21 protein-coding genes and 1 pseudogene are annotated in these 22,568 nt (G+C 72.3%); 11 read left to right on the forward strand and 11 right to left on the reverse strand.

Going from position 1 to position 22,568, the window contains the following annotated elements:
• The first annotated feature begins 160 nt into the window (after positions 1-160).
• Both OG392_RS22835 and OG392_RS22840 read left to right on the forward strand, forming a co-directional pair.
• On the forward strand, positions 161-373 hold the full coding sequence (locus tag OG392_RS22835) for a hypothetical protein (protein WP_329282314.1): 213 nt from the start codon (positions 161-163) through the stop codon (positions 371-373).
• Positions 374-424: 51 nt separating this feature from the next.
• Positions 425-745, forward strand: a pseudogene (locus OG392_RS22840) (ATP-binding cassette domain-containing protein); the annotation flags it as partial.
• 189 nt (positions 746-934) lie between these two features.
• On the opposite strand, the gene OG392_RS22845 reads toward OG392_RS22840, so the two are convergent.
• The 3 genes from OG392_RS22845 to OG392_RS22855 form a co-directional block, all read right to left on the reverse strand.
• Positions 935-2,590, reverse strand: coding sequence for a phospho-sugar mutase (locus tag OG392_RS22845; protein ID WP_329282316.1), 1,656 nt, complete (start codon positions 2,588-2,590; stop codon positions 935-937).
• A 283-nt stretch (positions 2,591-2,873) separates the two neighbouring features.
• Positions 2,874-3,677, reverse strand: coding sequence for a purine-nucleoside phosphorylase (locus OG392_RS22850; RefSeq protein ID WP_030323930.1), 804 nt, complete (start codon positions 3,675-3,677; stop codon positions 2,874-2,876).
• Positions 3,678-3,886: 209 nt separating this feature from the next.
• Positions 3,887-4,324 carry a gamma-glutamylcyclotransferase gene (locus tag OG392_RS22855; RefSeq protein WP_329282320.1) on the reverse strand — a complete coding sequence of 146 codons (438 nt, stop codon included), beginning with the start codon at positions 4,322-4,324 and terminating at the stop codon, positions 3,887-3,889.
• 226 nt (positions 4,325-4,550) lie between these two features.
• Here OG392_RS22855 and OG392_RS22860 point away from each other — a divergent pair, with 226 nt between their 5' ends.
• Positions 4,551-5,990 (forward strand): NAD(P)H-quinone dehydrogenase, encoded by a 1,440-nt coding sequence (locus tag OG392_RS22860; protein WP_329282322.1) that lies wholly within the window; start codon positions 4,551-4,553, stop codon positions 5,988-5,990.
• A 249-nt stretch (positions 5,991-6,239) separates the two neighbouring features.
• The gene (locus OG392_RS22865; protein WP_383591490.1) at positions 6,240-7,166 is read left to right on the forward strand and encodes a DeoR/GlpR family DNA-binding transcription regulator; all 927 of its coding nucleotides are present in this window, start codon (positions 6,240-6,242) and stop codon (positions 7,164-7,166) included.
• Positions 7,167-7,235: 69 nt separating this feature from the next.
• On the opposite strand, the gene OG392_RS22870 is transcribed toward OG392_RS22865, so the two are convergent.
• Both OG392_RS22870 and OG392_RS22875 read right to left on the reverse strand, forming a co-directional pair.
• The gene (locus tag OG392_RS22870; protein WP_329282327.1) at positions 7,236-7,781 is read right to left on the reverse strand and encodes a TetR/AcrR family transcriptional regulator; all 546 of its coding nucleotides are present in this window, start codon (positions 7,779-7,781) and stop codon (positions 7,236-7,238) included.
• Between the two features lie 101 nt (positions 7,782-7,882).
• The gene (locus OG392_RS22875) at positions 7,883-9,637 is read right to left on the reverse strand and encodes an acetyl/propionyl/methylcrotonyl-CoA carboxylase subunit alpha (protein ID WP_329282329.1); all 1,755 of its coding nucleotides are present in this window, start codon (positions 9,635-9,637) and stop codon (positions 7,883-7,885) included.
• A 373-nt stretch (positions 9,638-10,010) separates the two neighbouring features.
• Here OG392_RS22875 and OG392_RS22880 point away from each other — a divergent pair, with 373 nt between their 5' ends.
• Entirely contained in the window at positions 10,011-10,448 is a 438-nt protein-coding gene (locus tag OG392_RS22880; RefSeq protein ID WP_329282331.1) for a hypothetical protein, read from the forward strand.
• Positions 10,449-10,540: 92 nt separating this feature from the next.
• On the opposite strand, the gene OG392_RS22885 is transcribed toward OG392_RS22880, so the two are convergent.
• From OG392_RS22885 to OG392_RS22895, 3 genes are all read right to left on the reverse strand, one after another.
• A complete protein-coding gene (locus OG392_RS22885) occupies positions 10,541-11,146 on the reverse strand; it encodes a nucleoside triphosphate pyrophosphatase (protein ID WP_329282333.1) in 606 nt (201 codons plus the stop codon).
• 25 nt (positions 11,147-11,171) lie between these two features.
• Positions 11,172-11,300, reverse strand: coding sequence for a morphogenic membrane protein MmpB (gene mmpB / locus OG392_RS22890; RefSeq protein ID WP_268257194.1), 129 nt, complete (start codon positions 11,298-11,300; stop codon positions 11,172-11,174).
• 104 nt (positions 11,301-11,404) lie between these two features.
• A complete protein-coding gene (locus OG392_RS22895; protein ID WP_443054839.1) occupies positions 11,405-12,073 on the reverse strand; it encodes a TetR/AcrR family transcriptional regulator in 669 nt (222 codons plus the stop codon).
• A 37-nt stretch (positions 12,074-12,110) separates the two neighbouring features.
• Here OG392_RS22895 and OG392_RS22900 point away from each other — a divergent pair, with 37 nt between their 5' ends.
• The gene (locus tag OG392_RS22900) at positions 12,111-13,529 is read left to right on the forward strand and encodes an MFS transporter (protein ID WP_443054840.1); all 1,419 of its coding nucleotides are present in this window, start codon (positions 12,111-12,113) and stop codon (positions 13,527-13,529) included.
• Positions 13,530-13,616: 87 nt separating this feature from the next.
• Here the strand turns inward: OG392_RS22900 and OG392_RS22905 are convergent, their stop codons facing one another.
• Both OG392_RS22905 and OG392_RS22910 read right to left on the reverse strand, forming a co-directional pair.
• Positions 13,617-13,829: an acyl-CoA carboxylase subunit epsilon gene (locus tag OG392_RS22905; protein WP_329282336.1), complete on the reverse strand. Its 213-nt coding sequence runs from the start codon at positions 13,827-13,829 to the stop codon at positions 13,617-13,619.
• 32 nt (positions 13,830-13,861) lie between these two features.
• On the reverse strand, positions 13,862-15,460 hold the full coding sequence (locus OG392_RS22910) for an acyl-CoA carboxylase subunit beta (RefSeq protein WP_329282338.1): 1,599 nt from the start codon (positions 15,458-15,460) through the stop codon (positions 13,862-13,864).
• A 134-nt stretch (positions 15,461-15,594) separates the two neighbouring features.
• On the opposite strand from OG392_RS22910, the gene OG392_RS22915 reads away from it, so the two are divergent.
• The 4 genes from OG392_RS22915 to OG392_RS22930 all read left to right on the forward strand — a co-directional run bounded on the left by OG392_RS22915 (position 15,595) and on the right by OG392_RS22930 (position 19,883).
• A complete protein-coding gene (locus OG392_RS22915; protein WP_329282340.1) occupies positions 15,595-16,446 on the forward strand; it encodes a biotin--[acetyl-CoA-carboxylase] ligase in 852 nt (283 codons plus the stop codon).
• Between the two features lie 216 nt (positions 16,447-16,662).
• A complete protein-coding gene (locus tag OG392_RS22920) occupies positions 16,663-17,805 on the forward strand; it encodes an adenylate/guanylate cyclase domain-containing protein (protein WP_329282342.1) in 1,143 nt (380 codons plus the stop codon).
• A gap of 60 nt (positions 17,806-17,865) precedes the next feature.
• On the forward strand, positions 17,866-18,660 hold the full coding sequence (locus OG392_RS22925) for an enoyl-CoA hydratase/isomerase family protein (RefSeq protein WP_329282344.1): 795 nt from the start codon (positions 17,866-17,868) through the stop codon (positions 18,658-18,660).
• A gap of 80 nt (positions 18,661-18,740) precedes the next feature.
• Positions 18,741-19,883 carry a GGDEF domain-containing protein gene (locus OG392_RS22930; protein ID WP_329282345.1) on the forward strand — a complete coding sequence of 381 codons (1,143 nt, stop codon included), beginning with the start codon at positions 18,741-18,743 and terminating at the stop codon, positions 19,881-19,883.
• An 890-nt stretch (positions 19,884-20,773) separates the two neighbouring features.
• Here OG392_RS22930 and OG392_RS22935 read toward each other — a convergent pair.
• Positions 20,774-21,862 carry a hypothetical protein gene (locus OG392_RS22935; RefSeq protein ID WP_329282347.1) on the reverse strand — a complete coding sequence of 363 codons (1,089 nt, stop codon included), beginning with the start codon at positions 21,860-21,862 and terminating at the stop codon, positions 20,774-20,776.
• Between the two features lie 392 nt (positions 21,863-22,254).
• Between OG392_RS22935 and OG392_RS22940 the strand changes: the two genes are divergently transcribed.
• Positions 22,255-22,554 (forward strand): DUF6342 family protein, encoded by a 300-nt coding sequence (locus tag OG392_RS22940; RefSeq protein WP_327162597.1) that lies wholly within the window; start codon positions 22,255-22,257, stop codon positions 22,552-22,554.
• The last annotated feature ends 14 nt before the right edge of the window (positions 22,555-22,568 follow it).

Genomic DNA, 22,568 nt, shown 5'->3' on the forward strand with positions numbered 1-22,568 from the left:
CGGCGCCTTCACCCGGCCCGTCGACACGGGGGCCGACGCGCTGTCGCTCCAGGAGGGTCTCCGGCGGTTCCTCCCCGAAGGCCCGCTGGACGGCCGCTACGAGCTGCGCCTCTACTGCCGCACCGCGGTCGGCGCCGAAGCGGAGGACTACTTCTCCACGATGGTCCAGGTCACCGGTGACACCTGGGCCCCGGTCGCGCAGAAGGCGACGCTGATGGAGGTCGTGTCCGACCCCGGCACCGCCGTCGCCGGCCGGCCGGCCCGGATCATCGCCGACCTCCAGCCCAAGGTCCGCCGAGGCCGCTGCGCCCCGGCTGGATCACCGCCGTGCCGGTCCTCGTCGCCCTCGGTGTCCTCGTCTCCGGCGAGCTGACCCGGCTCCTGCCCAACCTCCTCTGACCGCTGTGGAGTTCACACCGTGACCGATCTCGCCGACACCGTCACCCTGCAGCCCGTGCCGGAGGGCGGCACGACGATCGGCATGGTCTTCCAGAAGCCCAACCCGTTCCCCGCGATGTCCCTGTACGAGAACGTCCTCGCCGGACTGAAGCTCGGCGGCATCCGGGCCGGCAAGGAGGCCAAGGACGACCTCGTCGGGGAGTGCCTGACCCGGGCCGGCCTCTGGAACGAGGTCAGGGACCGGCTGCGGCAGCCCGGCGGCGCGCTCTCCGGCGGCCAGCAGCAGCGCCTCTGCATCGCGCGCTCGCTCGCCGTCCGCCCCCGCGTCCTGCTGATCGGCTCCCCGGCGGACCCGCGCACCGCCGACTACGTCAACGGCCGCTTCGGCTGACGGGCCCGGAGACCCGCTCCGGGCGCACGCCCCCGGCGTGCGGGACTCGTGAGGCGTCAGGTGCCGCACGGGTTTCACCCGGACGGCCGAAGGGCCGGTACGGAATCTCCGTACCGGCCCTTCGCGCGTGTCCGTCGCGGTGGATCAGAGACCGGCCGCCGCCGACAGGTCCCGCTTGATCGCCACCAGCACCTCGTTGGCGGTGGTCCGCGCCGGGGCGAGGTCGACCGCCGCGGCGACCGGCACCACGACCTCCAGGTAGCACTTGAGCTTGGGCTCCGTGCCGCTCGGGCGGACGATCACCCGGGCCTTGTAGTCGCCCTCCAGGTGGTAGCGCAGCCCGTCCGTCGGGGGCAGCGACTCGGTGCCCTTCGTCAGGTCCTCCGCCGACACCACCGTCAGACCGGCGAGCGAGACCGGCGGCCGTTCGCGCAGCGCCGCCATGGCGTTCGCGATGACGCTCAGGTCCTCGACCCGCACCGACAGCTGGTCCGTGGCGTGCAGCCCGTGCGCGACCGCCAGGTCGTCGAGGAGGTCGGTCAGCGTCCGGCCCTGCTCCTTGAGGACCGAGGCCAGCTCGGTCACGAGCAGCGCCGCCGTGATGCCGTCCTTGTCGCGGACGCCCTCGGGGTCGACGCAGTAGCCGAGCGCCTCCTCGTAGCCGTACCGCAGGCCCTCGACGCGGGCGATCCACTTGAAGCCGGTCAGCGTCTCCTCGTAGCCGACGCCCGCGGCTTCCGCGATCCGGCCGAGCAGCGAGGACGACACGATCGACTCGGCGAACACGCCCGTGGCGCCCTTGGCCACCAGGTGCGCGGCGAGCAGCGCGCCCACCTCGTCGCCGCGCAGCATCCGCCAGCCGCCCACGACGGTCGCGTCGGGCACGGCCACGGCGCAGCGGTCGGCGTCCGGGTCGTTGGCGATGATCAGGTCGGGGTCCACGGCCCGGGCCGCCTCGAAGGCGAGGTCCATGGCACCCGGCTCCTCCGGGTTCGGGAACGCGACCGTCGGGAACGCCGGGTCGGGCTCGGCCTGCGCGGCGACGAGAGCGGGCGGCGGGAAGCCGGCCCGGGCGAAGGCGGCCGTCAGGACGTCCTTGCCGACGCCGTGCATGGCCGTGTAGACGGTCCGCGCGGTGCGGGGGGACCCGGAGGTCAGGACGGCGTCCGTACGCTCCAGGTAGGCGTTCAGGACCTCGTCGCCGAGGGTCTCCCAGCCGGTCTCCGGGCGGGGCACGTCGTGCAGCGAGCGGATCGCGTCGATCTCGGCGGCGATCTCCGCGTCGGCGGGCGGCACGATCTGCGAGCCGTCGCCCAGGTAGACCTTGTAGCCGTTGTCGCGCGGCGGGTTGTGGCTCGCGGTCACCTCGACACCGGCGACGGCGCCCAGATGCCTTATGGCGTACGCGAGCACGGGCGTGGGCAGCGGGCGGGGGAGGAGCGCGGCGCGCAGCCCGGCGCCGGTCATCACGGCGGCGGTGTCGCGCGCGAAGTCGGCCGACTTGTAGCGGGCGTCGTAGCCGATGACGACGAGACCGCCTTCCTGGCCCTTCGCCCTGAGGTACGCGGCGAGGCCGGCGGCGGCGCGGACGACGACCGAGCGGTTCATCCGCATGGGCCCGGCGCCCAGCTCACCGCGGAGGCCTGCGGTGCCGAACTGGAGGGTGCCGGCGAAACGGGCGGCGAGCTCGTCGGTCGTGCCGGCGTCGATGAGCTTCGCGAGTTCCTCGCGGGTCTCACTGTCGGGGTCCTCGGCGAGCCAGGCCTTGGCCCGGGCGAGGAGGTCGTCGTCCTGCGTCACGGTGTGCCTTTCGGAGGGCGGGGGCGGGGCGGGTGGTGCGGGGCGGGGTGGCGGTGGGGCCGCTGCGCGGAGCCTTCCCCCACCCCGCCCCTTCCCGAAACCGGGGCTCCGACCCGGACGCCGCGCCTCACACGCCGGTGGGGCTGGATTCTCGGCCGGTCCGGCGTCTGGGGACGCGCCCGGAGGGCGTACCGGGGTCCGGGGGCCTGCCCCCGGTCTCGGGAAGGGGCGGGGTGGGGAAGAAGCCCCGCGCGGCGGCCCGCCCCCACCCCGCTGCAAGGGGTCAGATCCGGTCGAGGACCCGCGTCAGCAGCTCGCCCATCCGCGCCGCCGAGTCACGCCCCGCCTGCAGCACTTCCTCGTGGTTCAGCGGCTCGCCCGAGAGCCCCGCCGCCAGGTTGGTGACCAGGGAGATGCCGAGGACCTCCGCACCCGCCTCGCGGGCGGCGATGGCCTCGAGGACGGTGGACATGCCGACCAGGTCGCCGCCGAGCACCCGGACCATGTTGATCTCGGCCGGGGTCTCGTAGTGCGGGCCGGGGAACTGCACGTAGACGCCCTCTTCGAGGGTCTCGTCGACCTCCTTGCACAGCGCGCGCAGCCGCGGCGAGTACAGGTCGGTGAGGTCGACGAAGTTCGCGCCGACGATCGGGGAGGCGGCCGTCAGGTTGAGGTGGTCGCTGATGAGGACGGGCTGGCCGGGGCGCATGCCCTCGCGCAGGCCGCCGCAGCCGTTGGTCAGGATGACCGTCTTGCAGCCGGCGGCGACCGCGGTGCGGACGCCGTGGGCGACGGAGGCGACGCCGCGGCCCTCGTAGAAGTGGGTGCGGCCGAGGAAGACCAGGGCGCGCTTCTCGCCGATCTTGTACGAGCGGACCTTTCCGCCGTGGCCCTCGACGGCGGGCGGCGGGAAGCCGGGCAGGTCGGTCACCGGGAACTCGGCCTCGGGGGCACCGAGGGCGTCGACGGCGGGCGCCCAGCCCGAGCCCATGACCAGGGCGACGTCGTGGTTCTCGACTCCGGTCAGCTCGCGAAGACGTGCGGCAGCGGCCTCGGCGGCCTCGTACGGGGTGGCAGTTGCGTTCACTGACTCTCTCGCCTCGGGGAGGGGGGTCCGAGGCTGGCCCCGGACGGATTTGATACGCGCAGAAGCGTAGCCGGAGTTTGCCTACGCGCGTAGATGACGATGCCGACGGACATGCGATCGTTGTCTTGTCGTTTCCGACGAATGGACTGGGGAGGAGTCACCTTCGCCTCTCGGTGGTTCCCACACCCCCGGCCGGCTCCGCCCGGCCTTCAGCAGGGGCGCTTGCGCAACTCCATCACGTAGTCGTGCGGCGCGCCCGCCGACTCGGCCGCGTCGGCCACCTCGCCCAGGTACCGCGCCGAGGGCAGCCCGCCCTCGTAGGCGTTGAGCACGTAGACCCAGGCCGGCTCCTCGCCGTCCAGGGTGTGCACCCGGACCCGCATCCGGCGGTAGATGTCGAGGCCGACGCCCTCCCAGCGGTCCATCGACTCCTCGTCCATCGGCGCGATGTCGTACAGCGCCACGAAGACCTGGGAGCGCGGGGCCTCCACGATCGTCGCCAGAGCGCCGTCCCAGCCCATCTGCTCGCCGCCGAAGGTGAGCCGCCAGCCGCTGAGCCAGCCGGTGCCGCGCAGGGGGGAGTGCGGTGCGCGGCGGCTCATCAGCCGCGCGTCGAGGTTGCCGGCGAAAGCGGCGTAGAGCGACATGGGACCGAGGGTACGGGAGGGGGCGGGGTGTCCGGAGAACGCCGAGGTGGGGACAGCGGGGTACGTCCTGGGGGCGCGCGCACCCCTTCGGAGGCCCCGGCGTGAGGCCGCGCCGGGCGTGCGGGAGAATGGGGTACGCACTTGAAGCGTGCGGGACAATGGCGTACGCACTGCATCCCAGCGGGGGGACCCCCCGGCAGAACGAGAGCGCGAGGCGTAGATCCCAGTGACCCGGATCGTGATCATCGGCGGCGGACCCGGCGGATACGAGGCGGCCCTGGTGGGCGCCCAACTCGGCGCGGAGGTGACCGTCGTCGACTGCGACGGCCTCGGCGGCGCGTCCGTCCTGACCGACTGCGTCCCCTCCAAGACCCTGATCGCCACCGCCGAGGTGATGACCACCTTCGACTCCTCGTACGAGGAGCTGGGCATCATCGTCGCGGACGACACCCCGCACGTGGAGCAGGCCGCCCGCGTCGTGGGCGTGGACCTCGGCAAGGTCAACCGACGGGTCAAGCGCCTCGCGCTCGCCCAGTCGCACGACATCACCGCCTCCGTCACCCGGGCCGGGGCCCGGGTGCTGCGCGGCCGCGGCCGGCTCTCCGGCCGGCAGGCGATGGACGGATCGCGCCAGGTGATCGTCACGGCCGCGGACGGCACGGAGGAGACGCTGACCGCGGACGCCGTGCTGATCGCGACCGGCGGCCACCCGCGCGAGGTCCCGGACGCCAAGCCCGACGGCGAGCGCATCCTGAACTGGACGCAGGTCTACGACCTCAAGGAGCTTCCCGAAGAGCTCATCGTGGTCGGTTCCGGTGTGACGGGTGCCGAGTTCGCCGGCGCCTACCAGGCCCTCGGCTCCCGGGTCACCCTGGTCTCCTCCCGCGACCGCGTGCTGCCGGGCGAGGACCCGGACGCCGCCGCCGTCCTGGAGGACGTGTTCCGCCGCCGCGGCATGAACGTCATGGCCCGCTCCCGTGCCGAGTCCGCCAAGCGGGTCGGCGACCGGGTCGAGGTCACCCTCGCGGACGGCCGGGTCATCTCCGGCACGCACTGTCTGATGGCGGTCGGCGCGATCCCTAACTCGGCCGGAATGGGGCTGGAGGAGGCGGGGGTCAAACTGAAGGACTCCGGTCACATCTGGACCGACAAGGTCTCCCGTACGACCGCCCCCGGCGTGTACGCGGCGGGCGACGTGACCGGTGTCTTCGCGCTCGCCTCGGTGGCCGCGATGCAGGGCCGTATCGCGATGTACCACTTCCTCGGCGACGCGGTGGCCCCGCTCAACCTGAAGACGGTCTCCTCGAACGTCTTCACCGACCCCGAGATCGCCACCGTCGGCTACACGCAGGCCGACGTGGACGCGGGCAAGATCGACGCCAAGGTCGTCAAGCTGCCGCTGCTGCGCAACCCGCGCGCGAAGATGCAGGGCATCCGGGACGGCTTCGTGAAGATCTTCTGCCGTCCGGGCACCGGCATCGTGGTCGGCGGCTGTGTCGTCGCGCCGAAGGCGAGCGAGCTGATCCATCCGATCTCGATCGCGGTCGACAACAATCTGACGGTCGAACAGATCGCAAATGCTTTCACCGTGTACCCCTCCCTGTCGGGTTCGATCGCGGAAGTGGCACGGCAGTTGCACACCCGTAAGTCCGCGGGCGAGGTCTGACATCTCTCCGGGCGGCCCTCCGGTGAACCGCTCCCGCCTGCGGGAACGGTTCACCGACTCGGACAACCCCCGGCAAGGAGGGGCATAGCCCTGGCGCACGGCGGATCAACGGCGGGGTCTCCCATACCACTTGGAGGCCCCGTCTGTGTGCATCTTCTGCAATTCGGCGCATAGTGCTGAAAACTATCGGCCGGTCACGTTACTGTCAGTTTCGTGTTCGCTGCAGAACGTCGCCAGTTGATCCTCGAAATGGTGCGAGCCAATGGGGCCGTGTCGCTCCGCGAGCTCGCCCGCGTCGTCCAGACCTCTGAGGTGACCGTACGGAGAGACGTACGGGCCCTTGAGGCAGAAGGACTCCTCGACCGCCGGCACGGCGGTGCGGTGTTGCCGGGCGGATTCACGCGAGAATCCGGCTTCCCGCAGAAATCCCATCTCGCGACCGCGGAGAAGACGGCCATCGCCGACGTCGCCGCGAGCCTCGTCGAAGAAGGCGAGGCCATCGTCGTCGGCGCCGGGACGACCACGCAGGAGCTGGCCCGCCGGCTCGCCCGCGTGCCCGGTCTGACCGTGGTCACCAACTCGCTCCTGGTCGCCCAGGCCCTCGCCCACGCCAACCGGGTCGAGGTCGTCATGACCGGCGGCACCCTGCGCGGCTCCAACTACGCCCTGGTGGGCAGTGGTGCCGAGCAGTCCCTCCAGGGGCTCCGGGTCTCCCGTGCCTTCCTCTCCGGAAGCGGGCTCACCGCCGAGCGCGGCCTCTCCACGTCCAACATGCTCTCCGCGAGCGTGGACCGGGCGCTCGTCCAGGCGGCGGCCGAGGTCGTGGTCCTCGCCGACCACACCAAGCTCGGCTCCGACACCATGTTCCAGACGGTGCCCACGGACGTCATCACCCGTCTGGTGACCGACGAGCCGCCCGCCCACGACGACCGGGCCGCCACCGAGCTCCAGGCCCTCGCCGACCAGGGTGTGCAGATCGCCGTCGCCGGTACGGGAGCCGCCGGTGGCCCCGCCGGCGGTGACCAGGTCCCCCCGGGCGCCCGGCCCCGCCGTGACATGCCCCTCCCGGTGCAGCGCGGCCGGATGGCGGCGGGCCAGTTCCGGGGCCCGGGCGGAGGGATGGCCGCCGAGACGCTGGAGCGCACCGCGCGCGTCGCGGACATGCGGCGCCGCTGAGCCGGGGGACCCTCCCCCAGGGGTCCCGCGCTCCGCCGAACCTTCCCCGCCGCGACGGCGGCCTTCATCTCAGCCCTTGATGCCCCGAAGCGTCAGCGCGAGCAGGCGGTCCGCCAATTCCGCGTCCTCCGGGCACTGTTCCGCCGCCAGCGCGATCGCGTTGGTCAGCTGCATCAGGTCGCCGATCGACACGTCGGCACGCACCTGACCCGCCTCCCTGGCGCGCCCGAGCAGCCGCTCACCCGCCGCCCGCAGCGGCTCGCTGCACTGGGCGAGCGCCGAACTCCGGTCGTACGAGGCGGACATCAGCGCGTGCGCGAGACCCCGGTACTCGCCGGCGTGGGCGATCAGCGCCCGCAGCCACTCCACGAGCGCCCGGCAGGGCTCCTCGGCCTCGGCCAGTTCTCCCGAGCGGTGCAGCAGTTCCGCGAGTGCCTCCTGGAAGACCGCGCTGAGCAGCTCGGCCCGGGTGGGGAAGTGGCGGTAGAGGGTGCCGATGCCCACGCCCGCGCGCCGCGCTATCTCCTCGAGGGGCGCGTCGGCGCCCTGTTCGGCGAAGGTGGCGCGGGCCTCGGTGAGCAGCCGCTCGTGATTGCGTCGTGCGTCGGCTCGCATGGCTGGTGGATCGCCCTCCCCTCGACGAAGGGCCCGCAGGCGGCTGCCTGCGGGCCCTTCGTACCGTACTCGGTGACCGTGGCCGGTCCCGGAGCCGTCGGTCAGTCCTTGATGTCGCAGATCGCGGCGCCGGAGGTGATCGACGCGCCGACCTCGGCGGTCAGGCCCTTGACGGTGCCGGAGCGGTGCGCGTTGAGCGGCTGCTCCATCTTCATGGCCTCCAGGACGACGATCAGGTCGCCCTCCTTGACCTCCTGGCCCTCCTCGACCGCGATCTTCACGATCGTGCCCTGCATCGGGGAGGCGAGGGTGTCGCCGGAGGCGGCGGGGCCGGACTTCTTGGCCGCGCGGCGCTTCGGCTTCGCGCCGGCCGCGAGGCCCGTGCGGGCCAGCGTCATGCCGAGCGAGGAGGGCAGCGAGACCTCGAGACGCTTGCCGCCGACCTCGACCACGATCGTCTCGCGGCCGGACTCGTCCTCGTCGGCGTCGGCGCCGGCCGGGGCGAAGGGCTTGATCTCGTTGACGAACTCCGTCTCGATCCACCGGGTGTGGACGCGGAACGGGTCGGCGGTGAACGCCGGGTCGACCACGACGGCCTGGTGGAACGGGATGGCCGTGGCCATGCCCTCCACCTTGAACTCGGCGAGCGCACGCGCGGCGCGCTGCAGGGCCTGCTCACGGGTGGCGCCGGTGACGATCAGCTTGGCCAGGAGCGAGTCCCAGGCCGGGCCGATGACACTGCCGGACTCCACGCCCGCGTCCAGGCGGACACCGGGGCCGGTCGGCGCGTCGAAGCGGGTGACGGTGCCGGGCGCGGGCAGGAAGCCGCGGCCCGGGTCCTCGCCGTTGATGCGGAACTCGAAGGAGTGACCCCTTATGGCCGGGTCGTCGTAGCCCAGCTCCTCGCCGTCGGCGATCCGGAACATCTCCCGCACCAGGTCGATGCCCGCGACCTCCTCGGTCACCGGGTGCTCGACCTGCAGACGGGTGTTGACCTCCAGGAAGGAGATCGTGCCGTCCGCGGCGACCAGGAACTCGACCGTGCCGGCGCCGACGTAGCCGGCCTCCTTCAGGATCGCCTTCGACGCCGCGTACAGCTCGGCGTTCTGCGCCTCGGTGAGGAACGGCGCGGGGGCCTCCTCGACGAGCTTCTGGTGCCGGCGCTGGAGCGAGCAGTCGCGCGTGGAGACCACGACCACGTTGCCGTGGGAGTCGGCCAGGCACTGCGTCTCGACGTGCCGGGGCTTGTCCAGGTAGCGCTCCACGAAGCACTCGCCCCGGCCGAACGCGGCGACGGCCTCGCGCACCGCGGAGTCGTACAGCTCGGGGACCTCTTCCAGCGTCCGCGCGACCTTCAGACCACGACCGCCACCACCGAAGGCGGCCTTGATCGCGATCGGCAGCCCGTGCTGCTCGGCGAAGGCGACGACCTCGTCGGCGCCGGAGACCGGGTCGGGCGTACCGGCGACGAGCGGGGCGCCGGCGCGCTGCGCGATGTGACGCGCCGCCACCTTGTCGCCCAGGTCGCGGATCGCCTGCGGCGGCGGGCCGATCCACGTCAGACCGGCGTCGAGGACGGCCTGCGCGAACTCCGCGTTCTCGGAGAGGAAGCCGTAGCCGGGGTGGATCGCGTCCGCGTCCGAGTCCTTCGCGGCCTGCAACACCTTCGCCATGTCCAGATAGCTGGTCGCGGGAGTGTCACCGCCCAGAGCGAACGCCTCGTCGGCCGCCCGGACATGCAGAGCGTCCCGGTCCGGCTCGGCGTACACGGCTACGCTGCCGATACCCGCGTCCCGGCACGCCCGGGCCACACGGACAGCGATTTCGCCACGGTTGGCGATGAGCACCTTGCGCACGATGGCTCCCTCCTTGAAACAAGCTGAGTTTAGGGACTGCCGACACGGCCTTTCGACCCGTCCCCAGTGGTGAGCTTGCCCACACGGAGCGTGACCCCGGGCCTGCTCGGGTCGTGAATTCCCTTGTCGCACCACGGTACGCAGGGTTCCTTTACGGCACAGTAGCTCCGAGGTGTGGCGCAGGTCTCTGTTCGTGGAGCCAGTTGCCGTTCGGGTTTCTTTGTCGAGTCCCTACGAATGGCCCAATGATTCTTTGCCCTGCCGTCCGCCGTCGCGGGTCGTGCGCGCACTCTTGTCCAGGGGTTTACCGGCCAGTAGCCTTCGCGCTGTCGATCGTACTGTCGGTAACAGTCGTTTCCAGGGGGTGGCCGAGGTGGCCCGCAGACCGATAGCTCTCGTGACGGCGGCGGTGCTGTTCCTCGAAGCGCCCGGGATCGTCGCGATCAACGCCGTGATGGCACGCTTCGTCAAGGTCCAGACGATGTCCCTCGACGGCATGGACCCCGACGCGATGTACACCGGCACCTGGGCGCTCGGCATCGCCTCCGGCGTCGCGCTCGCCCTGTGCGGCCTCGTCGCCCTGCTCGCCGGCCTCCGCGACCGCCGGCCCGGACGCTTCGGCCGGGGGCTGCTCATCGGCTGCGCGATCGTGCACGGCATCCTCGGGGCGGTCACCGTCGGCCTGATCGGCTGGGGCGCGTTCGCCTTCATGATGCTCGTACTCGGCCTGATCGTGCTCACCCTGGTGGCGTACGGCAAGGGGTACGAGAAGGGCGCCGGGCCCCGCGAGGGAGCCCCGGCGCCCGCGTAGGCGCGAACCGTCACCCCTGGGCGCCCCCGTAGGCGCGCCGGCGCCCCCGCAGGCGCCGCCGGGCGTGTGCCGCCCGACCGCGCGACGGCCCGTCAGGTCCAGAGGTCGGTGATCCGCACGTCCAGCTTCCCGAGCAGCCTGCGCAGCAGCGGCAGCGACAGGCCGATCACGTTGCCCGGGTCGCCGTCGATGCCGTCGATGAACGGTGCCGAGCGCCCGTCCAGGGTGAACGCGCCCGCCACGTGCAGCGGTTCGCCGCTCGCCACGTACGCCGCGATCTCGGCGTCCGTCGGCTCGCCGAAGCGGACCACGGTGGAGGCCGTCGCCGACTCGTAGCGCTTGGCGGTCGTGTCGTACACGCAGTGACCCGTCTGGAGGATGCCGACCCGGCCGCGCATCGCCTTCCAGCGCGCGGTGGCCTCCTCCGCGTCGGCCGGCTTGCCGAGGGCCTGCTTGTCGAGCTCCAGGACCGAGTCGCAGCCGATGACCAGCGCGCCGAACGCCTCGGGGCGGGCGGCGACATGGGCGGCCTTCGCCTCCGCGAGGGCGAGCGCGAGTTCGGCGGGCGTCGGGGCCTGCATCGCGTCCTCGTCGACACCGCTCACGATCACCTCGGGGGCGAGCCCGGCCTGGCGGAGCAGGTTGAGGCGGGCGGGGGAGGCGGAGGCGAGCACGACACGGCGCGGGTCAGCAGTCATGGGGGCAGCGTAGCCAGTCCGGGGCTCAGCGGGCGCTGACCACGAACATCGCCACCACCATCGCCAGCGCCAGCAGCACGCCCGCGCGGCGGAGCATCGCCTGCATGTCGCGCATGAACTTCGGCGGCTGATTCTTCGGGTCGGACCACAGCATGCCTCCGATCCTGAGGGCGGGGCGGGCGGGGCGCCTGAGTACGGATACTCAGGCACCCCGGTGCCGAGGGACTATTCGCGGACGAACGGAGGGCCGCCGGACGGCTACGCCCGGATGAACACCCCGTCCCGCGCCGCCGCGAGCGCCGCCGTGACCGCGCGTTCCGCCACGTCCGCGGTGACCTCCTCGCGGGTGACCGCGAAGCGGTAGTAGAGCGGCGCGGAGACGGCGCGGAGCAGCTCGGTCGGGTCGGTCTCGGCGGGGATCTCGCCGCGGGCCGCGCCCTTGGCGACGACGGGGGCCCATTCGCCGAGCCGGGTCCGGTAGAAGTCCGCGAGCGCGCGGGCGCAGTCCTCGTCGCAGGCGGCCGCCGCGATGACCGCGCGGAAGACGGCGCCCATCCGCGCGTCGGTGAGGGTGGCGCGGACGAGTGCGGCGTTGGTCCGCAGGTCGCCCGCGAGGCTGCCGGTGTCGGAGGCGGGCAGGGACTGCTCGGCCATGTCGTGCAGGAGGTCGGTGACCAGGCCGACGGGGGAGCCCCAGCGGCGGTAGACGGTGGTCTTGCCGACGCCCGCGGTCGCGGCGATCCGGTCCATGTTGAGGGCGTGGAAGCCGGCGTCGGCGAGCGCGTCCTGGGTGGCGTCGAGGACGGCCCTGCGGACCTTCGCGGTACGGCCGCCGGGGCGCAGGGTGCCGGGCGAGGCCGGCTGGCTCTCAGTCAAATGGGTCTCCTGTTCCATTAACGCCATCGACTCTGCTACGGTACGGGACATCTTAACGGAACCAGTCTCCCATTAAGGAGTCGTACGCATGGTTGCCCTGGATCACCCCACGCCCGTCGAACCGCCCGTGGACCGGACCGCCGGGCCGGCGGACGCCCGTATGACCGGACGGATGCGGCTCGTCCTCGTCGTCCTCCTCCTCGCCCAGTTCATGCTCGCCGTCGACTTCTCGATCCTGAACGTCGCCCTGCCCGTCATCGGTCAGGGACTCGGCTTCAGTCTCGGCGGCCTCCAGTGGATCGCCACCGCCTTCGCCCTCGCGGCGGCCGGATTCACCCTGCTCTTCGGGCGCGTCGCCGACCTCGTCGGCCGCCGCCGGCTCTTCCTCGGCGGCATGGCGCTCCTCGGCGTCTCCTCCCTCGTCGGCGGCCTCGCCACCGGCCCCGAGATGCTGATGGCCGCCCGCGTCGCCCAGGGCCTCGCCACCGCCGCCGTCACCCCCGCGGGGCTCTCCCTGCTCACCGCCTCCTTCCCCGAGGGCCCGCTCCGAGCCCGCGCGCTCGGACTCAACGGCGCCCTCATGTCCGCGGGCTTCACCACCGGCGCGATCCTCGGCGGCGTCCTCACCGACCTGCTCTCCTGGCGCTGGGCGTTCCTCGTCAACGTGCCGGTGGCCCTCGCCGTCCTCCTCGTCGCCCCCGCCGTCCTCACCGAGAGCCGCCCGGCCGTCCGCCCCCGCCTCGACGTACCCGGCGCGATCACCGTCACCGGCGGACTGCTCGCCCTCGTCTACGGCCTGACCGTCAGCGGCGAACACGGCTGGACCGACCCGACCGCACTCGTCGCCCTCGCCGCCGGCGCCGCGCTCCTGGTCGCCTTCGTCCTCGTCGAACGCCGGGCCGCCGCCCCCCTCGTCCCGATCCACATCCTCAAGCGCCGCACCGTCGTCTGGGGCAACCTCGCCGGGCTCGTCGCCTTCGTCACCGAGACCTCGCTGGTCTTCCTGATGACGCTCTACCTCCAGGACGTCCTCGACTTCTCCCCGCTCGCCGCCGGCCTCTCCTTCGGCGTCCTCGGCGCGGGCACCGTCCTCGGCGGGGTGTTCGCCTCCCGCTTCATCGGCCGCTTCGGCGCCCGCACGGCCCTGGTCTCCGGCGGTCTCCTCCAGGCCGTCGCGACCCTCGCCCTGTACGGACTCGGCGAGGGCCCGGGAAGCCTCTGGCTGCTCCTCGCGGCGACCTTCGCGGGCGGCGTCGGCAACATGCTCGCGATCGTCGGCTTCATGGTCACCGCCACCTCCGGGATCCCCGACCACGAGCAGGGCACGGCGACCGGGCTCGCGACCATGACCCAGCAGATCGGCATCACCATGGGCACCCCGATCATGAGCGCCGTCGTCGTCACCTCACCCGTGCTCCTCGACGGCATCGGCCTCGCGGTCCTGGTGAACGCCGCGATCGTCGCCGCCGGAGCCGTCCTGGCCGGCCTCTTCCTGCGCCGCACGTGACGGGTGGCGGGACAGCACCCGAGCAGGACACGGGAAGGGCCGGACCCCCACGGGGGGAGTCCGGCCCTTCCCGGTGTTCTACGGGCGCTACACCGGCCAGTACGACCGCGCCCAGGCCCGCGGACCCGGCCGGGGGCGTACCGACCGCGCGATCCGGGACGGGTCCGACCAGCCCTCCGGCACCGCCGGGCCGCCGCCCTCGGCGGACGCCGCCGCCGTCGCGGCGGCCCGCGCCTGAACCACCGCCAGTGCGGCGGCCAACTCCTCCGGGGTCGGGTTTCCTCGTACGACCTTGATCATGTCGACTCCTTGAAGGTCAGGTCCGGGGAGGCCTAGAGCGGGATGTTGCCGTGCTTCTTCGGAGGCAGGGATTCCCGCTTCGTACGCAGCTGACGCAGCCCCTTCACGATCTGCGGGCGCGTGTCCGACGGCATGACCACACCGTCGATGTACCCGCGCTCGGCCGCCGTGTACGGGTTGAGCAGCGCGTCCTCGTACTCCCGGATCAGCCGCGCCCGCACCGCCTCGACGTCCTCGCCGTCCGCCTCCGCGATCGTGCGCCGGTGCAGGATGTTGACCGCGCCCTGCGCGCCCATGACCGCGATCTGCGCCGTCGGCCACGCCAGGTTCAGGTCCGCGCCCAGGTGCTTGGAGCCCATGACGTCGTACGCGCCGCCGAAGGCCTTCCGCGTGATGACCGTGATCAGCGGGACCGTGGCCTCCGCGTACGCGTAGATCAGCTTCGCGCCGCGCCGGATGATGCCGCCGTACTCCTGGTCCACACCCGGCAGGAAGCCCGGCACGTCCACGAAGGTGAGGACCGGGATGTTGAACGCGTCGCAGGTGCGGACGAACCGCGCGGCCTTCTCGGACGCGTCGATGTCGAGGCAGCCCGCGAACTGCATCGGCTGGTTGGCGACCACACCGACCGGGAAACCCTCCACGCGGCCGAAGCCGGTCAGGATGTTCGGCGCGAACAGCGACTGGGTCTCCAGGAACTCGCCGTCGTCGAGGACGTGCTCGATGACCTTGTGCATGTCGTACGGCTGGTTCGCCGAGTCCGGGATCAGCGTGTCCAGCTCGCGGTCCTCGTCCGACACCTCGGTCTCCGCGACCTCCGGGAAGGTCGGCGGCTCGGAGAGGTTGTTCGACGGCAGGTACGACAGCAGGGACTTCACGTACTCGATGGCGTCCTTCTCGTCCCCCGCCATGTGGTGCGCCACGCCCGAGGTCGCGTTGTGCGTCCGCGCGCCGCCCAGCTCCTCGAAGCCCACGTCCTCACCGGTCACCGTCTTGATGACGTCGGGACCCGTGATGAACATGTGCGACGTCTGGTCCACCATCACCGTGAAGTCGGTGATCGCGGGGGAGTACACCGCGCCACCCGCGCACGGGCCGACGACCAGCGAGATCTGCGGGATCACCCCGGACGCGTGGGTGTTGCGGCGGAAGATCTCGCCGTACATGCCGAGCGCGCTCACACCCTCCTGGATACGGGCGCCGCCGGAGTCGTTGATGCCGATGACGGGGCAGCCCGTCTTCAGCGCGAAGTCCATCACCTTGATGATCTTCTGGCCGTACGTCTCACCGAGCGCCCCGCCGAAGACCGTGAAGTCCTGCGAGAAGACGGCCACCGGACGCCCGTCGACCGTGCCGTAGCCCGTGACGACACCGTCTCCGTACGGCCGGTTCTTCTCCAGGCCGAAGTTGGTCGACCGGTGCCGGGCCAACTCGTCCAGCTCGACGAACGAGCCCTCGTCGAGCAGCAGCGCGATCCGTTCGCGCGCGGTCAGTTTGCCCTTCGCGTGCTGCTTCTCCACCGCACGCTCCGAGCCGGCATGGGTGGCCTCGTCGATACGGCGCTTGAGGTCCGCGATCTTGCCTGCGGTCGTGTGAATGTCGATCTCGTACTGCTCTGCCGGCTCGGACATCGGGATGCGGCTCCCTGCCTGGTCACGGGGGGTTCGTTGACTACGAATGGGCTACTGCTCAGCTACTGAGCCGTAGCGTATCGACGCCGATACGGTTCGGCACTGCGGTCTTTGCCACACCTAGTCTGGCTTGCATGACGTCCTCCCAAGGCTCCGGCGGACCCTGGTCCGACCTCGACCGGCCCCCGCTGAACGCCCCCGCACTGCGCCGCGCCCTCGTCCTTCCCGACGGCCTGTGGACCTCGCTCGACGTGGTCACGAGCACCGGATCCACCAACAGCGACCTCGCCGCCCGCGCCGACGAGCTGCCCGAGGGCGCCGTGCTCGTCGCCGAGGAACAGACTTCGGGCCGCGGCCGCCTCGACCGCAGCTGGACGGCACCCGCCCGCTCCGGACTCTTCCTCTCCGTGCTCCTCAAGCCCGAGGTGCCGGTCCACCGCTGGGGCTGGCTCCCGCTGCTCACCGGTGTCGCCGCCGCGACCGGCCTCGCGAAGGCCGCCGGGGTCGACATGTCCCTCAAGTGGCCCAACGACCTGCTGGTTTCCGTCGGAGGCGAGGAACGCAAGACCGGCGGCATCCTCGCCGAGCGGGCCGGCGCGGACGGCATCGTCGTCGGCCTCGGCATCAACGTCAGCCTCCGTGAGGAGGAGCTCCCCGTGCCCGCGGCCGGTTCGCTGCTCCTCGCGAGCGCGGTCTCCACCGACCGCGACACCCTCCTGCGGGCCGTCCTGCGCTCCCTCGCCGAGTGGTACGGCGACTGGGTACGGGCCGACGGCGACCCCGACCGGTCCGGCCTCCAGGCGGCCTACGCGGCCGGCTGCGCGACCCTCGGCCGCCGCGTCAGGGCCGAGCTGCCGGGCGAGCGCATGCTGGAGGGCGAGGCGGTGGCCCTGGACGGCGACGGCCGCCTGGTGGTCGCCACGGAGGGCGGCGGCACGGAAGCGGTGGGCGCGGGCGACATCGTCCACCTCCGATCGGCCACCTGACATTCCCGCCCGCGGCGCGCGGCGCCCTCCCGGCCGTCCGCCCCGAGGGCCCGTGCGCCCCGGGGCCGCACGACAGGAGGGCCCGCACGACAGGCCCCGGAACACAGGCGGCAGCGTTCAAGGCGTGAGCCAAGCCACAGCTGTCGTATCGTGGACCGCGATCCAGGGCGACAGATCGGCAGGGCAAGTGGGCAGGGAACGGGCAGGAGGCGGCCGGTGACCGTCGACGACGAGAACGAGGGCGGCGCGCCCGAGCCTCCCACGTACCCCACCCCCCATCACGAGGTCGACCACACGGCCGAGCCGAGCGACGATCCGCTCGCCATCCGGCTCGAACAGCTCATCCTCGGCGCGGACCGCCGCTACACCCCGTTCCAGGCCGCCCGCACGGCGGGCGTCTCCATGGAACTCGCCTCCCGTTTCTGGCGCGCCATGGGCTTCGCCGACATCGGCCAGGCCAAGGCCCTCACCGAGGCAGACGTCCTCGCGCTGCGCCGGCTGGCCGGTCTCGTCGAGGCCGGGCTGCTCAGCGAGCCGATGGCCGTACAGGTGGCCCGCTCCACCGGACAGACCACCGCCCGGCTCGCCGAGTGGCAGATCGACTCCTTCCTGGAAGGCCTCACCGAGCCGCCCGAGCCCGGAATGACCCGCACCGAGGTCACGTATCCGCTGGTCGAGCTGCTCCTGCCCGAGCTGGAGGAGTTCCTCATCTACGTCTGGCGGCGGCAGCTCGCCGCCGCCACCGGCCGGGTGCTCGTGCAGGCCGCCGACGACGAGGAGATGGTCGACCGGCGGCTCGCGGTCGGCTTCGCGGACCTGGTCGGCTTCACCCGGCTGACCCGCCGCCTGGAGGAGGAGGAGCTCGGCGAACTCGTCGAGGCCTTCGAGACGACCTGCGCCGACCTGGTCGCCGCGCACGGCGGCCGCCTCATCAAGACCCTCGGCGACGAAGTGCTCTACGCGGCGGACGACGCCGGCACGGCCGCCGAGATCGCGCTGCGGCTGATCGAGACCCTCAGCCACGACGACACGATGCCCGCCCTGCGCGTCGGCATCGCCTTCGGCACGGTGACGACCCGGATGGGCGACGTCTTCGGCACGACCGTGAACCTGGCGAGCCGGCTCACCTCGATAGCGCCGAAGGACGCCGTCCTCGTCGACGGCGCGCTCGCGGAGGAGCTGTCCAGGACGGGCGAGGCGCCCGTCTCGGAGACGGAGGCCGCCGAGGAGGCCGCCCGCGCGGAGAAGGAGGGCCGCCAGGCCGCCACGTACCGCTTCGCGCTCCAGCCGATGTGGCAGCGGCCCGTCCGCGGTCTCGGCGTCGTCGAACCCTGGCTCCTGACCCGCCGCCCCACCTAGGATCTCCCGTGAACGTCTGTTAACAGCCGTTAACAGGCTCTGGATCGGGAGGGTGCGGTCATGTCCGAGCAGCGCTTCGGTGAGTTCGTGGTGGTCCGGAAGGACGGGAGCGGGCACGTCGCCGAGCTGGTCCTCGACCGGCCCAAGGCGATGAACGCCGTCTCCTCCGAGATGGCCCGCTCCCTCGGCGCCGCCTGCGACGCGCTCGCCGCCGACCCCGCGGTCCGCGTCACCGTGCTGACCTCGTCGAACGACCGCGCCTTCTGCGTCGGCGCCGACCTCAAGGAGCGCAACTCCTTCACCGACGCCGAGCTGGTCCGCCAGCGGCCGACGGCCCGCGCCGCCTACACCGGCGTCCTGGAGCTGCCCATGCCGACCGTCGCCGCCGTGCATGGCTTCGCCCTCGGCGGCGGCTTCGAGCTGGCCCTCGCCTGCGACGTGATCGTGGCCGACGCGACCGCCGTGGTCGGTCTCCCCGAGGTGTCCGTGGGCGTCATCCCGGGCGGCGGCGGTACGCAGCTGCTGCCCCGTCGGGTGGGTGCGGCGCGCGCCGCCGAGCTGGTCTTCACGGCCCGCCGGGTGGAGGCCGCGGAGGCCCGTGAGCTGGGTCTGGTCGACCTCCTGGAGGAGGACGCGCGGACGGCGGCCCTGGAGCTGGCCGGCCGGATCGCGGCGAACTCGCCGGTCGGCCTGCGGGCCGCGAAGAAGGCCATGCGGCTGGGCCAGGGCCTGGACCTGCGGGCGGGCCTGGAGGTCGAGGACGCGGCCTGGCGTTCGGTGGCGTTCTCGGGGGACCGTGCGGAGGGCGTGGCGGCCTTCAACGAGAAGCGGAAGCCGAACTGGCCGGGCGAGTAGGTACTCCCGGTCTGTACTGAACGTCACTGACGGTGACGTCTCAAAAGGGAAAACAGGTCGAACCTCCCTAAGCTGGAGGAATGGGTGAGGACGGACGGCTGCGGGCCGTAGTGGCGCTGGCGCAGGGGATGGCGGCGGCGCACACTCCACGCGAGTTCTGGCGGGCGGCGGCGCTCGGGTCCTGCGACGGGCTCGACGGCACCTTCGCCGCCCTCTCCGTCTGGCAGCGGGACCATGGACGCCTCAAGGTCCTGGTGAACGCCGGGGCGCGGGCCCTGGGCGAGGAGGAGTTCCCGGACTCGGAGACGTATCCGGTGCACCAGTTCCCCGAGATCACCGAGTTCCTGCACGAGCAGTGGGCGGGCGGCGGCGAGCCGGACGCCTGGGTGGAGACCGCCGACGACCCGGTCACGACGGGCCGGGTGGCCGGTCTGCGGAGGCGGGGTCGGGGCTGCTGCGTGGTCGCCCCGATCGTGCTGCACGGGCGCGCGTGGGGCGAGCTGTACGTGGCCCGCCCGCCGGAGGAGAAACCTTTCACCCGCGCGGACGCCGACTTCGCCACCGTGCTCGCGGCGGTGGTCGCGGCGGGCATCGCCCAGGCCGAACGACTGGAGGAGGTCCGCAAGCTCGCCTTCACCGACCCCCTGACGGGACTGGCCAACAGGCGGGCCGTCGACACCCGCCTGGACGAGGCCATCGAGCGCTACCGGGTGGACGGCTCCGTGGTCAGCCTGATGGTCTGCGACCTGAACGGCCTCAAGCGGGTCAACGACACCCACGGCCACGCGGTCGGCGACCGGCTCCTCGAACGCTTCGGATCCGTCCTCTCCCGCTGTGGAGCGATGCTCCCGGGCGCCTTGGCGGCGCGCCTCGGCGGCGACGAGTTCTGCCTCCTGACGGTCGGCCCGACGGCGGACGAGGTGGTGGCGGTCGCGGAGGAGCTCTGCGTACGGGCGGCGGAGCTGGAGCTGGGGGAGGGCGTGGCCTGCGGGGTGGCGTCCACGGGCGACCCGATCGGCCCGCTGAGGTCGGCGCGCCGCCTCTTCCGCCTCGCGGACGCGGCCCAGTACCAGGCCAAGGCGGCGCGCTCGGTGAAGCCGGTGGTGGCGGGCCGTGACGGCACGGTCGTCCGGCTGGCCGACGCCCCGCCGGGGGCGCGGGACAGGCGAAGGTTCAGGGACGCACCACCGGTGGAACCGCCGGAGTCGGAGGGCGGCGGGTGAGGTCTCTGGGGTGGGCCGGGTTCGTGGGTCTCGGGTGCGGCCGCCCTCTTTCCGAGTGTGGCGTCCTGCACCACCGCGTCAAGGGCGCTCCTTCGTCGCGTCGCTGCGCGATGGGCTGCGCCCACCCTTGACCCGGCGGCGCAGGCCGCCTTTTCCCACTCGGAGGGCGGCCGGGGGCGGGGCCGCGCGGGGGTCCGGGCAGGGGCCGGGTCGGCGTGGGCGCCTTGCGGGCCGGTGGGGTGGGGCTGGGTTCGCGGCCGGGGCGGGGTGGGCCGCTTTCTCTTGTTTCGGGGTGCGCGGTTGTTGGATGGGGCGGCCGGGCGGCGCTTAGCGGCGGACTGTCGTCGTCGGGTGGGGATTCAGGCCCCGCTGGTTGCTGTCCGGTGGGTGGTGGGAGCGGTGGGCGAGAGTTTCCTGCACTTTCATCGCCCGATAAGGGTGATTGGTCCTCTTCGCCCGTCTCTCCCTGGTGGGTTACTCGGAGTAATGTCGAGTTACTCACGCCCCGACCCACCGGGAGTGACCAGCGGGGCCTGGAGCCCCGCCATCAACCGGCCTTCCGCCGCTGAGCGCCGCCCGGCCGCCCCATTCAACAACCGCGCACCCCGCACGAGTCGACGGATCCCCACCGGCCCCGGCCGCGAACCCAGCCCCACCCCACCGGCCCGCAAGGCGCCCACGCCACCCCGGCCACTGCCCGAGGCCCGGCGTGGACCCCGCCCCCGGACCGCCCTCCGAGAGTGTCTTCGCTCCTGGAGGTGGTGGGTCAAGGGTGGCCGAAGGCCATCGCGCAGCGACGCGACCGCAGGGAGCGCCCTTGACGCACCGCCGGAAGGAGCGACTCTCGGAAAGAGGGCGGTCTCACCAGAAGCCCCCACCCCCGGCCCGCCCTACGAGGCCTGCCCGAGGCAGTCGGCGCAGAGGCTCTCGTCGGCGACCGGCCGGAAGAGCATGGGTTGGGTGTGCGTGCCGCTCGCGCACTCCCGCGCCCCCCGGAGGCGAGGCGAGAGGCGAGGGCCCGACCCGAGCGGGGGCGGTTCGGCCCGGGGGAGGGCGCGGGGCGGGACCTCGCGCAGCAGGTACCGCACGAGCCCGCCGGGCCGCTGTACGGGCGTTCCCGCGCCGGGCAGGCCGCGCAGGACGTGCTCGTGCACGTCGGCCGAGGTGTGCCCGGCGGCGAGCCAGCGGGCGGCGAGCCGGGTGAGTTCCTCGCGCATGCCGGGCGGGATGTGCCGGAGGGCGGGCGAGAGGAGGGGCAGGGCGCCGACGAGCGCGCGTGCCTCGTCGAGTTGCGCGTCGGGGCCTGTCGACCCCGGGACGTCGTCGACGGGCTCGGACGGCTCCTGCTGCGGTGCGCTCCCGGGCTTCCGCTCCGGCGCCGGCCGGAACTCGGCACGACGCCCCGGCCCCATCCCGGACTCGCGCCCCATCCCGGACTCGCACCCCGCCCCAGCCGCGTCGCCCGCCCCGGACCCGTCCCCCGGTGGTTCCGGCTCCGAATCGGCCTCCGGTGGAAGGTCGGAGGTGTTCTCCCTGCGGTCTTTCTCTGGATGACCGTCGGTCGACGGGGTCGCCGGATGACCGACGGCCGGGCCCCGGGTACCCGGTGCCACCTGCGAGTACACCCGCTCGACGCCGCTGTGGGCGGGCGTGCGGGCGAAGATCTTGGCCGCTTCCTCGGGGCGTAACGGGGTGCTGGAGACGAGCTGTTGGGTGACCCAGAGCCCGCCGCCCACCTGTACCCGCCGCTCGTGCACGTACCCCTCGGCCTTGAGCTGGCGTTTGGCGGAGATGAAGGAAGTCGCCCCGATCCGGGCGCGTTTGGCGGTCTCCGACAGGGTTTCCCGTGCGTGTGCGGGGAGGGAGAGTTGCCAGGTGAGGAGGCGCGCGGCGTGGGAGTCGAGGCGCGGGTGCCGGATGATCTCGTGCGAGAACTGGCTGAAGGCGCGCGAGGGCGCGATAAAGTTGCGATAGATCATGGGTGGACTCGTGGTTTCCACTAGTGGTTCAGGCCCTCGTCGATGGTTCCCGCCGTCAACGGGGGCCGTTTTGCTGCGAACGTACCGCACGGGCATATGCCCGGACCGACACGCGGAGCGAAGACCGCTCGTACGAGTGACCCGGCGGTCAGGTCTCTTCCGAGAGGTTCGCTGTAGTCGTCTTCCCCGGTGGTTGTCACGGCCTATTCCGGTCTTTTCCGGAGGCTCTGGCCCCTTGGTGACAGTTCACGACGTAGCGGGGCGAAAATCGGTCATAGTCTCGTGATGCGATGCCCTCATGTGAACGAACTGCGTAGTTTCTGTGTTCGGTTCGGGACGTCCAATGACGCCCGGCCGCAGAGTTCGTCCACTGGAACCGGAGGGGAAATCGCATGGCTGACATCGACCTCGGCGTGGCGTCCGACTGGGACGAGGGTGACACTCACGGGCGCGTCAAGTTGCGGCAGAACCAGGTCTATCCGACCTCGCCGAAGAAGGACGTGCTCATCAGCTCCCCGGTGAGCATCGAGTTGTCCGTGAACACGAACCACTCCTCCTCGCAGGAGGCGGACAAGATCTACTTCACCACCCACCACGGCTCGACGAAGAAGATCATCGCCGTGCTCGACTCCGACGGCAACCTGCACATCGCCGGCCGTCTGATCACCGAGCAGAAGGACCTCGGCTACTAGGCGGTCCTAGCCGG

Source organism: Streptomyces sp. NBC_00691 (genome assembly GCF_036226665.1).
GTDB lineage: Bacteria > Actinomycetota > Actinomycetes > Streptomycetales > Streptomycetaceae > Streptomyces.

Excerpts from the sequence above, each read along its gene's own strand:
- OG392_RS22895 (WP_443054839.1), bottom strand. The coding sequence starts at position 12,073 with ATGTCCCGTACCGTAGCAGAGTCGATGGCGTTAATGGAACAGGAGACC.
- OG392_RS22870 (WP_329282327.1), bottom strand. The coding sequence starts at position 7,781 with ATGCGAGCCGACGCACGACGCAATCACGAGCGGCTGCTCACCGAGGCC.
- OG392_RS22930 (WP_329282345.1), top strand. The coding sequence starts at position 18,741 with ATGGGTGAGGACGGACGGCTGCGGGCCGTAGTGGCGCTGGCGCAGGGG.
- OG392_RS22865 (WP_383591490.1), top strand. The coding sequence starts at position 6,240 with ATGGTGCGAGCCAATGGGGCCGTGTCGCTCCGCGAGCTCGCCCGCGTC.
- mmpB (WP_268257194.1), bottom strand. The coding sequence starts at position 11,300 with ATGCTGTGGTCCGACCCGAAGAATCAGCCGCCGAAGTTCATGCGCGAC.
- OG392_RS22835 (WP_329282314.1), top strand. The coding sequence starts at position 161 with ATGGTCCAGGTCACCGGTGACACCTGGGCCCCGGTCGCGCAGAAGGCG.
- OG392_RS22910 (WP_329282338.1), bottom strand. The coding sequence starts at position 15,460 with ATGTCCGAGCCGGCAGAGCAGTACGAGATCGACATTCACACGACCGCA.
- OG392_RS22925 (WP_329282344.1), top strand. The coding sequence starts at position 17,866 with ATGTCCGAGCAGCGCTTCGGTGAGTTCGTGGTGGTCCGGAAGGACGGG.
- OG392_RS22940 (WP_327162597.1), top strand. The coding sequence starts at position 22,255 with ATGGCTGACATCGACCTCGGCGTGGCGTCCGACTGGGACGAGGGTGAC.
- OG392_RS22915 (WP_329282340.1), top strand. The coding sequence starts at position 15,595 with ATGACGTCCTCCCAAGGCTCCGGCGGACCCTGGTCCGACCTCGACCGG.
- OG392_RS22900 (WP_443054840.1), top strand. The coding sequence starts at position 12,111 with ATGGTTGCCCTGGATCACCCCACGCCCGTCGAACCGCCCGTGGACCGG.
- OG392_RS22935 (WP_329282347.1), bottom strand. The coding sequence starts at position 21,862 with ATGATCTATCGCAACTTTATCGCGCCCTCGCGCGCCTTCAGCCAGTTC.
- OG392_RS22905 (WP_329282336.1), bottom strand. The coding sequence starts at position 13,829 with ATGATCAAGGTCGTACGAGGAAACCCGACCCCGGAGGAGTTGGCCGCC.
- OG392_RS22885 (WP_329282333.1), bottom strand. The coding sequence starts at position 11,146 with ATGACTGCTGACCCGCGCCGTGTCGTGCTCGCCTCCGCCTCCCCCGCC.
- OG392_RS22855 (WP_329282320.1), bottom strand. The coding sequence starts at position 4,324 with ATGTCGCTCTACGCCGCTTTCGCCGGCAACCTCGACGCGCGGCTGATG.